We start from the raw sequence: 12514 nt of genomic DNA, 5'->3' as shown, positions 1-12514 counted from the left end.
CGAGAACAGCCTGGCCACCGCTCTCGGTCTGGCCGTGATCATCCTCATGCTCGGGCCGGTGTCGGGAGCGCACCTGAATCCCGTGGTGTCGGTCGCGGATTGGGTGCTCGGGCGTCGCCTGCGCACCGGCCTGCCTCTGCGCGACCTCGGCCCCTACATCGCCGCGCAGATCCTCGGCGGTACAGCCGGGACGCTCCTCGCCGGCGTCATGTTCGACGTCGCCCCCGCCTTCTCGGCGAACGAGCGCGCCACCGGCGGTCACCTCGTGGCAGAAGTGGTGGCCACCGCGGGGCTCGTGCTGCTCATCTTCGCCCTCGCGCGGACCTCCACGGGCGTGACCACCGCGGCCGCGGTGGGGGCCTACATCGGGGCGGCGTACTGGTTCACCAGCTCCACGTCGTTCGCGAACCCGGCCGTGACGATCGCGCGGATGTTCACCGACACCTTCGCCGGTATCGCGCCCGCGGACGTGCCGCCGTTCATCCTCGCGCAGTTCGCCGGCGCTGCCCTCGGGCTCGCGCTCGTGGTCCTGTTCTATCCGACCGCCGCCCGGACCGCGGGCGAGGTCGTGACCCCCGTGCACCTCGAAACGCGATCCTGAAAGGTCCTCATGCACCTCGTTGCCATCGGCGGAAGTGACGCCGGAATCTCCACCGCCCTGCGCGCCCGTGAGCTCGACCCCTCCGTCGACGTCACGGTCGTGGTCGCCGACGCGTACCCGAACTTCTCCATCTGCGGCATCCCGTACTTCTTCTCTCGGGAGGTGCAGCCGTGGCAGTCGCTGGCGCACCGCACCCACGCCGACCTCGAGGCCACCGGCATGGCGCTGCGCCTGGACACCCTCGCCACCGGCATCGACGTCGCCGGCCAGACGCTCGCCGTGCGCGCTGCGGACGGCACCGAGTCGACCATTCCCTACGACGCGCTCATGGTCGGGACCGGGGCGTCGCCCGCGACCGCCGGCATCGCGGGCCTCGACGAGCTCGGACCCGACGACGGCGTGCACCTGCTGCACTCGATGGGCGACACCTTCGCGCTGGAGCGGTACCTCGACGATCGTGAGCCCCAGAGCGCGATCATCGTCGGCGCCGGCTACGTCGGTCTCGAGATGGCCGAGGCCCTCACCGTCCGGGGGCTCCACGTCACCCAGCTCCAGCGCGGGCCCGAGGTGCTGTCGACCCTCGACCCCGAGCTCGGCTCCCTCGTCCACGACGAGCTCACTCGGCACGGCGTCGACGTCCGCACCGACACCCGCGTCGCCTCCGTCGCCCGTGACGGCGGTCGCCTCACCGTCACCGGCACGCGCCACGGCGAGCCCGTCGCGCACACCGCCGACCTCGTGCTGGTCGTGGTCGGGGTCCGCCCCAACACAGAGCTGCTCACCGCGGCGGGTGCCTCGACCGGCGCCGGCGGGGCGGTCGTGGTCGACGAGCAGATGCGCACGGGTCTGCCGAACGTCTGGGCCGCCGGCGACGGCGTGGTCACCCACCACCGTCTCCTCGGCGTCACGTACCTGCCGCTGGGGACCACCTCGCACAAGCAGGGCCGCGTCGCCGGCGAGAACGCGATCGGCGGCGACGCCCGGTTCGCGGGCAGCCTCGGCACGCAGGTCGTGAAGGTGTTCGATGTCGTCGCCGCGCGCACCGGCCTGCGCGACCACGAGGCCGTCGCCGCGGACTTCGCGCCGCACAGCCACACCGCGATCGCCGACGACCACAAGCGCTACTACCCGGGCGCCACCCCGATCAGCATTCGGATCACCGGCGACACCCGCGAGGGGCGTCTGCTCGGCGCGCAGCTCGTCGGCACGCGCGGCGCAGAGATCTCTAAGCGCGTCGACACCTATGCCGCAGCGCTCCACCACGGCATGACGGTGGCCGAGATGAGCGACCTCGATCTGTCGTACACGCCCCCGCTCGGCTCCCCGTGGGACGCCGTGCAGATGGCGACGCAGGCCTGGGAGCGCGAGGCTCGCGCGCTGGCGCTCACGCGGTAGTCCGAGGGTGCCGCGGCCGCCTCGCGGCGCCCCGGCCCCCAGCGATAAACGCTTCCTGTACCGAAAAACGCGCTCTGCGAGCGTGTCTCAGTACAGGAAGCGTTTATCGCGGGATGAGGGCGAGGGAACGCCCAGCGGTGTCGCGTGCCGGGACCCGGGGATGCCGGACCTCAGCGCGTCGCGACGGCGAAGCGCAGCAGCCACTCGGTGATCTCGAGGTGTCGGCGGGCTGCGGCGACGTCGGCGCCCCAGGCGTACATGCCGTGGCTCGCGACGATGAGTGCGGGGACCTCGGGAACCTCGGCGGTCGCCGGCCGGTAGACCGCGTCGAAGCGGGCGGCCTCGACCGCCATGTCTTGATCGTTCGCGATCACGGGGATCGTCACGGTCTCGTCGTGGGCGCGGTGGCCGATGCCCTTGAGCATCTCCATGTCGCGGATCTCGACCCCGCCCGGCCACCGGTGCCCCGCGACGACCGCGTCGAATGCGTGCACGTGGAACACCGCCCCCGCTCCCGTGCGCGCGGCGATGTGGGCGTGCAGCCCCGCTTCGGCCGAGGGCGGGCGGGGGTCGGCGGCGTCGAGGGCGTCGCCGTCGGCGCCGATGAGAACGACGTCGCGATCGGTGAGCTCGGACTTGTCGAGGCCCGAGGCGGTGACGGCGAGCACCAGCGGATCGCGGTCGATCACGAGCGAGAGGTTGCCCGAGGTGCCGCGCATCCAGCCGTAGCCCGAGAAACGCGAGGCCTCGGCCGCGAGGGCGGCACCGGCCGCGCGGACGCGGTCGGCGTGCGGGAGGGTCACCGGGTGAGCCCGATCTCGTCGAAGGATGCCACCGCCGGGGCCGCGAAGTTCGCGCCGTGCCAGGGCTCCCCTTCGCGGTCGAGCGCGACGACCTGCCAGCCGGCGGCGAGGGCCGCGGCGACCTCGTCGGGGTGGTCGGTGAGGAACAGGGCCCGCGAAGGCTCCACCCCGAGCGCGGCGGCGATGCGGTCGTACGAGGCGGACTCCTTCTTGGGGCCGGCGCTCACGGTGTCGAAGAAGTCCTCGACGAGCACGGTCAGGTCTCCCTGCGGGGCGTGGCGGAACCACGGCACCTGCGAGGCGACCGAGCCCGACGAGTAGACGGCCACACGGATGCCGTTGTCGCTCCACGCCCGCAGCCGCGTGGGCACGTCGTCGAAGAACTGCGAGTGGATCTCGCCCGCGGCGAAGCCCTCGGCCCAGATGATCCCCTGCAGCGTCTTCAGCGGCGTCGACTTGACGTCGGTGGACATGAGTCCGCGGAGCGCCTCGGCGACCTCGGCGTCGGAGGCGTCGGCATCCAGGCCGGTCTCGGCGATCGCGTCGGCGCGCGCGGCGCGCACGGTGTCGTCGTCGCGGCCGAGCACCTCGTCGAGGCGCGGCCGGGCGTAGTCGTAGAGGTCGCCGAGGATGAACCCTGCGGCGCTCGTGGTGCCCTCGATGTCGAGAACGACGACGTCGGCGGAGATGGCGGTCATTGGGGATCCTCGTCGGGAGAAGGGGACACGGGACGGAAGGCGACGGTGTCGGGCTGCACGGTCGCGGCGATCGGGGCGGGTTCGGCGGGGGAGCGGCGTCGGCGGAGCGCGGGTGCGGCGTCGACGGCGGTGGCATCCGGATCGGTCGAGAAGTGCTCGCCGACGCGGGCGGGCTCGAACGTGCCGCGGCTCGTGGCGATGCGGGTCACCAGGCGCGGGGGAGTGACGTCGAACGCCGGGTACCACGCGTCGGTCACGAGCGGACTCGCGATCCGCTGTCCCAGTACCTCGAGCACTTCGCGGGGGTCGCGGTCCTCGATCACGATGTCGGCGCCGGTGGGGGCACCGGGATCGGGCGCCTCGACCATCGCGAAGTACGGGATGCCGAACGCCGCCGCCGCGGCCGCGTGCGCGAGCGTGCCGACCTTGTTGACGACCGAGCCGTCGAGGGCGACCCGGTCGGCGGCGGTGACGACGGCGTCGATGGGGCCGGTGCCGACGCCCCGCGGCGAGGCGAGCGCGGCGGCGGCCATGCCGTCGGTGATGAGCGTGACCTTCTGGTCGAGTTCGCGCAGCGAGTGCGCCGTGAGCCGGGCGCCCTGCAGATACGGGCGGGTCTCGGTCGCGATCCACTCGATCTCGCGGCCGGCTTCGCGCGCCGCGGCGACGAGACCGAACAGGTAGGCGTCGGCCCAGCAGTGCGTGAGGATGCGCGGGGACTCGGGCAGCAGCGACAGCGTCGCGCGCCCCAGGCGCAGGCTCGCCTCGCGGTAGTCGCAGTCGACGGCGGTCGCCGTCTCGCGGGTCGCCGCGACGAGCGCGTCGGTGTCGTCCGCGTCGCGGCCGGCGTCGAGGATGCGCGCGACGGCGTCGCGCGGGTGCGCGTTCGTGGGCCGGGCGGTCGCGAGGGCGCGGCCGGCGCGGCCGAGGGCCGTGCGCGCCTCGCCGAGGGGGAGCGCGCGCACCTGCAGTGCGGCGAGCGCCATCCCGGCGGTCGCGGCGTAGAGAGGGCCCGAGCTCTGGGTCACCATGTCGCGGATCGCCGCGGCGACCTCGTCGGGGGTCGTGGCATCCACCCATTCGACCCGGGCGGGGAACACGCGTCGGTCGAGGATGCGGACGACACCGGCGGATTCGTCGAGGACGACGGAGTATTCCAGGGTCGCGGTCGAGGCAGACATCGCCGCCATCCTCCCACGGGCCGGTGGCACGGTCGTGTCGATGACGCCCCGCGACGCCGGATGCCGCGCGCTCGCTCAGCGATTCGCACAACCTCAGTCGGATGGTGCGGATGCCACTGACTTTGCGCGCATCGCTGAGGTTGCGCCCGTCGCTCGCGCGCCCGTACACGCGCGTGAGACAATGGCCGCGGCGTGCCCGGACCGACCTTTCCCCGCACGGTGCCTCGGGTGCCGCCGGGTCGAAGGGCCACCGGGCCCAGAGGACAGCGTCCGCCGCACCTTCTCCGAGGAGCAGAGATGTCCGCGAACCCCACCGCCGCCGCCGTCGAGTCCGAGACGAACGAGCGCGTGCAGCAGCACCGCCGGTACCTGATGTGCCGGCCCGAGCACTTCACCGTCAGCTACAGCATCAACCCGTGGATGGAGCCGTCGCGCCCCACCGACACCGACCTGGCCGTGCGCCAGTGGCAGTCGCTGTACGACACCTACGTGTCGCTCGGCCACGAGATCGAGCTCATCGACCCCGTCGAGGGACTGCCCGACATGGTCTACACCGCCAACGGCGGCTTCGTGATCGACGGTGTCGCCTACGGCCCGAAGTTCCGCTTCCGCGAGCGCGCCGACGAGGCTCCCGCGTTCATCGACTGGTTCGCGGCGAACGGCTTCCAGGTCGCCGAGCCCGTCGAGGTCAACGAAGGCGAGGGCGACTTTCTGCTCGTCGGCAACACGATCCTCGCCGGCACCGGTTTCCGCTCCACCGGCGACAGCCACCGCGAGGTGGGCGAGGTCTTCTCGCGCGAGGTCGTCTCGCTGACCCTCACGGACCCGCGGTTCTACCACCTCGACACCGCGATCGCCGTGCTCGATCCCGTCGAGGGCCCCGGCGGCGTCGAGAAGGCCAACATCGCGTACCTGCCGAACGCGTTCGACGAGCGCAGCCAGGCGATCCTGCGCGAGCGCTACCCCGACGCGATCCGCGTGTCGGATGCCGACGGCGCGGTGTTCGGCCTGAACTCGGCCAGCGACGGCAAGAACGTCATCATCTCGCCCCGCGCGAAGGGCTTCGAGGCGCAGCTGCGCGAGCGCGGCTACACCCCCGTGCTCGTCGACCTGTCCGAGCTCCTGCTCGGCGGCGGCGGCATCAAGTGCTGCACGCTCGAGCTGCGCGGGGGCACCCGATGAGCACCGCCGTCGACGACCTGGGCGCGCAGCTCATCGCCGCCGAGAGCGCGCACGTCGCGCACAACTACCACCCGCTGCCCGTCGTCGCCGCGCGCGCCGAGGGCGTCTGGGTCACCGACGTCGAAGGCAAGCGCTACCTCGACCTGCTCTCGGCGTACTCCGCGCTGAACTTCGGGCACGGGCACCCGGCGATCCTCGCGGCCGCCCGCGAGCAGCTCGAGCGCCTCACCCTCACGAGCCGCGCGTTCCACAACGACCGGCTGGGTCCGTTCGGCACGGCGCTCGCAGAGCTGTGCGGCAAAGACCTCGTGCTGCCGATGAACACCGGCGCCGAGGCGGTCGAGACCGGCATCAAGGTCGCCCGCGCGTGGGGCTACCGCTCGAAGGGCATCGCCCCGGATGCCGCGACGATCATCGTCGCGAACGGCAACTTCCACGGCCGCACCACGACGATCGTCGGCTTCAGCGACGACCCCACGGCGCACGACGACTTCGGTCCGTACGCGCCGGGCTTCGTGCACGTGCCGTACGGCGACGCGGATGCCATCGCTGCGGCGATCGACGAGAACACCGCCGCGGTGCTCATCGAGCCCATCCAGGGCGAGGCCGGCGTCGTCATCCCGCCCGACGGGTTCTTGCGCCGGGTGCGCGAGTTCTGCACCGAGAACGACGTGCTCTTCATCGCCGACGAGATCCAGTCGGGTCTCGGACGCGTCGGCGAGACGTTCGCGTGCGACCGCGAGGGTGTCGTCCCCGACGTGTACCTGCTCGGCAAGGCCCTCGGCGGCGGCATCCTGCCCCTGTCGGCGGTCGTCGCGAACGAGGACGTCCTCGGCGTCATCCGCCCCGGCGAGCACGGCTCGACGTTCGGCGGCAACCCGCTCGCCGCGGCCGTGGGACTGCGCGTCGTCGAGATGCTGGCATCCGGTGAGTTCCAGACCCGCGCGAAGGCGCTCGGCGAGCACCTCGCGCACGGTCTCGAGAGCCTCGTCGGACACGGCGTGACCGCCGTGCGCGTCGCCGGTCTGTGGGCGGGCGTCGACATCGACCCGGCCGTCGGCACAGGCCGTGCGATCGCCGAGAAGCTCCTGTCGCGCGGCGTGCTGGTGAAGGACACGCACGGCCAGACGATCCGCATCGCCCCGCCCCTGACCATCCGCGGCACCGAGATCGACTGGGCGATCGAGCAACTGCGCCACGCCCTGTCCTAGCCGCGTGAGGGGTCAATTTCTGTCGCTTCGCATCGCTCAAGGCGACAGAAAATGACCCCTCACGCGACGGTGACGGGGAGCTCGTGCCAGCCCGTTGCGCCGTTGGGGGCGGGGGCGGCGTGCGCGGGCGTCTGCGTGTCGCCCTCGGTGGACGTGGCGCGGCAGCGGATCGTGTGGGGGCCGCTGGTGGCATCCCAGGGGAGACTCCACTGCACCCACGTGTCGGACGAGATCGCGCTGGCGAGCGTCGCCGGCTGCCACGGCCCGTCGTCGATCTGCACCTCGACACCCGAGACGCCGACGTGGGTCTGCCAGGCGACACCGGCGATCGTGACCGGGCCGGCGTCGACGCGGGCTCCCGCGCGGGGTACGTCGATGCGGGACGCGAGCTTCACCGGGCCGCGCGCCGACCAGCCCCGCGAGGTCCAGTACCCCTCGGCGCGGGCGTACTGGGTGACCTCGAGCTCGGTGACCCACTTGGTGGCGGACACGTAGCCGTACAGTCCGGGCACGACCATGCGCACCGGGAAGCCGTGCTCGATGGGCAGGGGTTCGCCGTTCATGCCGATGGCGAGGAGCGCCTCCCGCTCGTCGGTCAGCGCCTCCAGCGGCGTGGACGCGGTGAAACCGTCGATGGAGTGCGACAGCACCATGTCGGCATCCGGGGTCGGCCGCGCCCGCGCGAGCAGATCGCGGATCGGGACGCCCAACCACCGGGCCGTGCCGATGAGCGATCCGCCCACCGCGTTCGACACGCACACGAGGGTTGCGACCGTCTCGCGCTGGGGGAGGGCGACGAGGTCGTCCCACCGCAGCACGACCTCCTCCTCGACGAGACCGTGGATGCGAAGACTCCACTCGGACGGATCGATCTGGGGCACGACGAGCGCGGTGTCGATGCGGTAGAAATCCGCCGCGGGCGTGATGACCGGGGAGAGTCCGGGGATGCCGAGCTCCGCCGCCGCGGGGACCGTTGCCGTGACGGCGGGCGTGGGCAACCGGAGCGCGGCGCGGATCGCCGAGGTCGCTTGCGCACCGCCGCGCATCGCGGCCGAACCGAGCGCGGCGAGCACGCCGCCGACCACCGCGACGCCGGAGAGCACGAGGACGCTGCGCCGCGACGGTCCCTCGGCGGCGGGCCGGGCCGGAGGATCCGTGGGCAGGGGCCGCGGGAGCCGGGCGATGAGCACCGCACCTCCCACGGCCGCCGCCACCCCGGCGACGAGCGACGGCACCGGCGACAGGATGCCGGCATCGGCCCGCGTCATCGACACGATCGCGCCCACACCGCCGAGCGCCGCGAGGACAACGCGGCCCCACGGGGGCCGGCGGCGCTCGACCACTCCGGCGACGGCCGCGACGGCGAGCAGGAGGATCGCGATGCCGACGAGCAGCGCAGCTTTGTCCGCCGTCCCGAACCAGCTGATGGCCAGGTCCTTCGCCCACGTCGGGGCGATGTCGATCATCCCGCCGCCGATGACCGCGAAAGGACTCGCCGAGGGAGCGACCACGGCCGCGGCGAGCTCGCCGAGCCCGGCACCGAGCGCCGTGGCCGAGACGCCGGCGACGGCCGCGAGCAGATCGGGGGTTCGAGACGACGTGGGGGCCACGATCGGAGCCTAAGGAGCGCGCGGCGCCCCGGCCCCGCCGGGACCGGAACTCACAGCCAACCGGCACGATCCGGCCGGGGGCATCTGCGCCCGGGTGGCCCGGTGCGCCGGTGCGCCCTCACACGCTCAGCGCGACCCCCGCGAGCCGTTCCGACTCCTCCCAGACCCGTGTCGATTCGCCCTTGTCGCGCAGGGGTCGGTACAGGGCGTGCGTGGCCGCCCGGCCGCCGACGTGCAGCGGTCCGCGCGGGCCATAGAGGACGTCGGTGCGCGGCGACGTCGTGGTCGCGGCCAGGAGCGCGGGCTGGGCGGCCGAACGCACCGTGCCGACGAGGATGCCGTGACGCGACATCCAGCGGATGGCGCGGACGTGCGGGGTGTCGGTCATGCGGCCGATCTCGGGGCGAGCGGCGAGGAGGCTCGTCGGGGCCACGCCGGGGTGCGACAGCACGCTCGTCACCCCCCAGTCCGCCGCCCGGCTGCGGCGGTCGAGTTCGAGAGCGAACAGACCCAGGGCGATCTTGGACTGGGAGTACACGCGCTGGCCGTCGTACGACCGCTCGGCCTGGAGGTCGTCCCAGGCGATGCGGCCGCGCGCGGCCGCGATGCTCACCTGCGTCACGACACGCGCCTGGCCGGCAGTCAGGAGCGGCAGCAGCTGGCCGACCAGGGCGACGTGGCCGAGGTGGTTCGTGCCGAACTGGAGTTCGTAGCCATCGGCCGTCGTCTGCCGTTCGGGCGGGGTCATCACCCCGGCGTTGTTGATCAGCAGATGGACCGGGCGGCCGTCGGCCCGCAGGTCCCGGCCGAGAGCGGCGACGCTCGACAGCGACGAGAGGTCGAGGTCGCGCAGCTCGAGTCGCGCGCCGGGCACGCGGTCGCGGATCGACCGGACGGCGCGATCGCCCTTCGTGCGGTTGCGGACGGGGAGCACGATCTCCGCTCCAGCGGCAGCGAGGCGTTCGGCGATGACGAGTCCCATGCCGTCGCTCCCGCCGGTGAGGACGGCGCGTCGGCCGGCGAGGGAGGGAAGGGGGATGTCGATGTCGGTCACGGTGTCTCCTCGGTCGGTGTCCTGCCAGCGTGCGCGGATCGGTCGTCGCGAGCCAGGACCCGTCGATCCCCTGCTGCGCGGTCCCCCGAAAGGGGGATCACCGCGTCCTGGTTCCGGGGCCGGGCGACGGGTAGACAGGGGAGCATGATCGATCGGTCGGCTCTCGCGGACTTCCTCCGCACCCGTCGCGAAGCGCTCCAGCCCGAGGACGTCGGGTTCCCGCGGGGCCCGCGCCGCCGCACGCCCGGACTCCGCCGGGAGGAGGCGGCTGCGCTCGCGCACATGTCCACGGACTACTACGCACGGCTGGAACGCGAACGCGGACCGCAGCCGTCGCCGCAGATGCTCGGCGCGATCGCCCAGGGGTTCCACCTCACCCGCGCTGAGCGCGACCACCTCTTCCGCGTGGCCGGACATGTGCCCGACGAACGGGGTTCCATGACGGAGCACATCAGCCCCGGACTTCAGCGCATCCTCGACCGTCTCGACGACACCCCTGCCGAGATCATCACCGAGCTGGGCGAGACGCTCCGACAATCGCCTCTGGGAGCCGCCCTGACCGGGGATGCGTCTGTGCGCACGGGACCGGAGCGGAGCCTCGGCTACCGGTGGTTCAGTGACCCGGCGACGCGGGCGCTGTACGCCCCTGAGGAACACGAGTTCCTCAGTCGCCTTTTCGCCGCCGGTCTGCGAGAACTGGCGGGCCGCCGCGGACCCGGCTCACGCGCCGCTCTGCTCGCGGACCAGTTGCTCGAAAGCAGCGCCGAATTCCGCACGCTGTGGGCCGCGCACGAGGTCGGGCTGCGTCCGCGACAGACCAAGACGTTCGTCCACCCGTCGGTCGGCGCTCTCGAATTGCACTGTCAGACCCTCATCGATCCCGAGACGTCCCACTCGCTCCTCGTGTACACCGCGGTGCCCGGCAGCGAGAGCGCCGACCGGCTGCGCCTGTTGGCCGTGGTCGGACCCCTCGTCCGCCCCTGACCCGCCCGACGCGCGGTAGCGTGCGGAGCATGGGTGAGTCCGTGCGGAGCGTGCGACGACCGGCCACGGACGGGGCGCCGGCGTTCGACCTGACGTACGTGCGGTCGGGGCCTCGCACCGCCACGCCCGTGCTCGTCATCCCCGGGGGCCCCGGACTGCTCTCGATGCTGCCCTACCGGGGCCTGCGCCGGTGGGCGGCCGGGGGCGGCCTCGACCTGATCATGGTCGAGCATCGCGGCGTCGGGCGCTCTCGCCGCGACCTCGCCGGTCGCGACCTGCCCCCCGCCGCGATGCGGGTCACCGCCGTGCTCGACGACCTCGCCGCCGTGCTCGACGCCGAGGGAGCCGACCGGGCGTTCGTGGTCGGTTCGTCGTACGGCAGTTACCTCGCGTCGGGCTTCGGGGCCCGGCATCCGGAACGCGTCGCCGGAATGCTGCTCGACTCGGCCCTGCAGTCCGCCCACGATCTCGACCTCGAACGCGCGCATCTGCGGGCCCTCTTCTGGGACGGCGACGACGAGATCGCCCGCGGTGTGCGCGGACTCGTCGCCGACGGGGTCGACGACCGCGTCGTGCTCGACGTCGTGCGGGCCGCGTACGAGCTCGCCGGCCCCGAGCTCGTGCTGCCGCTCGTCCGACACCGGCCCGGGTTCGCGTGGCACGCGCTCGCCGCGTACGCCACGCGCGACGGGTCGGTCGCGCGCATTCCGGGGGTGTACGAGTTCGGCGTCGTGGGCACGATCGCCTTCCGCGAGCTGCACTACGGCGCGCCGCCCGACGGCCTCCCCCTCGATCCGGCGCTCACCTACGCGCCGCTCGCCCGGCGGTACCCGGCGTTCGCGGGGGAGCCCTACGACCTGACGGCCGCGGTGGCCGCGTTCACCTGGCCGGTCGTGCTGCTCTCGGGCGACCGCGATCTTCGCACTCCTCCCGCGATCGCCGAGCGCGTCGCGCGCGCGGTCCCGGATGCCACGCTCGTGCGGCTCCACAACGGCCACAGTGCCCTCGAGACCCACCCCCTGGCGCTCCTGAACGCCACCCGGCGGCTCGTGCGCGGTCAGCAGCACCGGCTGCCCGGCGATGAAGCGGCGCTGGACCGACTGCCGCGAAAGGGACCGGCGGCGCGCTTCCCGCAGCTGCTGCGCGTCCTCGCGCACGCCGACACGCTGCTGCGTGCGCGGCGCTGACGGCGACACCCTGTCGGGAACGGGGGCCGCTGTCAAAGCCTCGACGGATCCGATGCGCACCGGAAGACTCCAGGAATGAGCGACGCCGTTCATCCCCCCTTCCCCCTCCTCACTTCCGCCGACACCCCGGGTCTCGACGACGTCCGTGCTGCCCTGACGAGCGCGGATGCCGTGCACGGCTTCGGCACCGACGGCCCCGCTCGGTCGCGGCGACGGGGGAGCTGCTCGCGTCGGTCGCCGCGCGCGACGTCGCCGCCGCCCGGGTGCTGGAACCGCACCTCGACGCCCTCGGCATCCTCGACGAGGCCGCCGCCGCGGGAATCGCGCTGGACGTCGACCGCGACGGCGCCTGGGGCGTCTTCGCGGCCGAGGGTCCGGGGATGCGCCTGGAGGCGCGGCAGGATGCCGGAACCTGGACGCTGCACGGCACGAAACCGTGGTGCTCGCTCGCCGCACACCTCACGCACGCGCTCGTCACCGCCTGGGTCGACGACGAGCGCCGGCAGCTGTTCGCGCTGGACCTGCGCGACCCGGCGGTGACGGCGCGGTCCGGCCCCTGGCATGCGCGCGGGCTCGAGCGCGTCGTCAGTGCCCCGCGCCATGTCGCC

The 12514-nt window shown here is 73.1% G+C and carries 11 protein-coding genes and 1 pseudogene; 7 read left to right on the top strand and 5 right to left on the bottom strand.

Annotated elements, in window-relative coordinates; translation table 11 throughout:
* Both LQV45_RS09355 and LQV45_RS09350 read left to right on the top strand, forming a co-directional pair.
* Nucleotides 1-601, top strand: a 601-nt coding sequence (locus tag LQV45_RS09355; RefSeq protein WP_230006774.1) for an aquaporin, incomplete at its 5' end; no start/stop codon positions are given.
* A gap of 9 nt (nucleotides 602-610) precedes the next feature.
* Complete coding sequence (locus LQV45_RS09350; RefSeq protein ID WP_230006773.1) at nucleotides 611-1996, top strand: FAD-dependent oxidoreductase; 1386 nt, start codon at nucleotides 611-613, stop codon at nucleotides 1994-1996.
* Nucleotides 1997-2166: 170 nt separating this feature from the next.
* Here LQV45_RS09350 and mtnB read toward each other — a convergent pair whose 3' ends face one another.
* From mtnB to LQV45_RS09335, 3 genes are read right to left on the bottom strand one after another with little or no spacing between them, the layout of a single operon-like run.
* On the bottom strand, nucleotides 2167-2799 hold the full coding sequence (gene mtnB / locus LQV45_RS09345) for a methylthioribulose 1-phosphate dehydratase (RefSeq protein ID WP_230006772.1): 633 nt from the start codon (nucleotides 2797-2799) through the stop codon (nucleotides 2167-2169).
* Nucleotides 2796-3497, bottom strand: coding sequence for an acireductone synthase (mtnC, locus tag LQV45_RS09340; protein ID WP_230006771.1), 702 nt, complete (start codon nucleotides 3495-3497; stop codon nucleotides 2796-2798). The genes mtnB and mtnC overlap by 4 nt, the downstream gene beginning before the upstream one ends.
* Nucleotides 3494-4678, bottom strand: a complete 1185-nt coding sequence (locus LQV45_RS09335) for a hypothetical protein (RefSeq protein WP_230006770.1) — start codon at nucleotides 4676-4678, stop codon at nucleotides 3494-3496. The genes mtnC and LQV45_RS09335 overlap by 4 nt, the downstream gene beginning before the upstream one ends.
* A gap of 297 nt (nucleotides 4679-4975) precedes the next feature.
* On the opposite strand from LQV45_RS09335, the gene ddaH reads away from it, so the two are divergent.
* Together ddaH and rocD are read left to right on the top strand one after the other, a co-directional pair.
* Entirely contained in the window at nucleotides 4976-5860 is an 885-nt protein-coding gene (gene ddaH, locus LQV45_RS09330; protein ID WP_230006769.1) for a dimethylargininase, read from the top strand.
* Nucleotides 5857-7071 (top strand): ornithine--oxo-acid transaminase, encoded by a 1215-nt coding sequence (gene rocD, locus LQV45_RS09325; protein ID WP_230006768.1) that lies wholly within the window; start codon nucleotides 5857-5859, stop codon nucleotides 7069-7071. Before ddaH ends, rocD begins: the two co-directional genes overlap by 4 nt.
* A 59-nt stretch (nucleotides 7072-7130) precedes the next feature.
* Here the strand turns inward: rocD and LQV45_RS09320 are convergent, their stop codons facing one another.
* On the bottom strand, nucleotides 7131-8681 hold the full coding sequence (locus LQV45_RS09320) for a molybdopterin-dependent oxidoreductase (RefSeq protein ID WP_230006767.1): 1551 nt from the start codon (nucleotides 8679-8681) through the stop codon (nucleotides 7131-7133).
* A gap of 118 nt (nucleotides 8682-8799) precedes the next feature.
* Complete coding sequence (locus LQV45_RS09315; protein WP_230006766.1) at nucleotides 8800-9735, bottom strand: SDR family oxidoreductase; 936 nt, start codon at nucleotides 9733-9735, stop codon at nucleotides 8800-8802.
* A gap of 144 nt (nucleotides 9736-9879) precedes the next feature.
* Here LQV45_RS09315 and LQV45_RS09310 point away from each other — a divergent pair, with 144 nt between their 5' ends.
* From LQV45_RS09310 to LQV45_RS09300, 3 genes and pseudogenes are all read left to right on the top strand, one after another.
* Complete coding sequence (locus LQV45_RS09310) at nucleotides 9880-10719, top strand: helix-turn-helix transcriptional regulator (RefSeq protein WP_230006765.1); 840 nt, start codon at nucleotides 9880-9882, stop codon at nucleotides 10717-10719.
* Between the two features lie 29 nt (nucleotides 10720-10748).
* Entirely contained in the window at nucleotides 10749-11906 is a 1158-nt protein-coding gene (locus LQV45_RS09305) for an alpha/beta fold hydrolase (RefSeq protein WP_230006764.1), read from the top strand.
* Between the two features lie 263 nt (nucleotides 11907-12169).
* Nucleotides 12170-12514: pseudogene (locus tag LQV45_RS09300) on the top strand (acyl-CoA dehydrogenase family protein); the annotation flags it as partial.

It is taken from the genome of Microbacterium sp. Bi128, from assembly GCF_918698205.1.
The sequence above is the reverse complement of the archived record's forward strand: the minus strand, read 5'-3'. Positions and strand labels throughout refer to the sequence as shown.

Bases quoted from the DNA above. Each gene is read 5' to 3' on its own strand.
- LQV45_RS09350 (WP_230006773.1), top strand. From the start codon at position 611: ATGCACCTCGTTGCCATCGGCGGAAGTGACGCCGGAATCTCCACCGCC.
- mtnC (WP_230006771.1), bottom strand. From the start codon at position 3,497: ATGACCGCCATCTCCGCCGACGTCGTCGTTCTCGACATCGAGGGCACC.
- ddaH (WP_230006769.1), top strand. From the start codon at position 4,976: ATGTCCGCGAACCCCACCGCCGCCGCCGTCGAGTCCGAGACGAACGAG.
- LQV45_RS09305 (WP_230006764.1), top strand. From the start codon at position 10,749: ATGGGTGAGTCCGTGCGGAGCGTGCGACGACCGGCCACGGACGGGGCG.
- LQV45_RS09335 (WP_230006770.1), bottom strand. From the start codon at position 4,678: ATGTCTGCCTCGACCGCGACCCTGGAATACTCCGTCGTCCTCGACGAA.
- LQV45_RS09310 (WP_230006765.1), top strand. From the start codon at position 9,880: ATGATCGATCGGTCGGCTCTCGCGGACTTCCTCCGCACCCGTCGCGAA.
- rocD (WP_230006768.1), top strand. From the start codon at position 5,857: ATGAGCACCGCCGTCGACGACCTGGGCGCGCAGCTCATCGCCGCCGAG.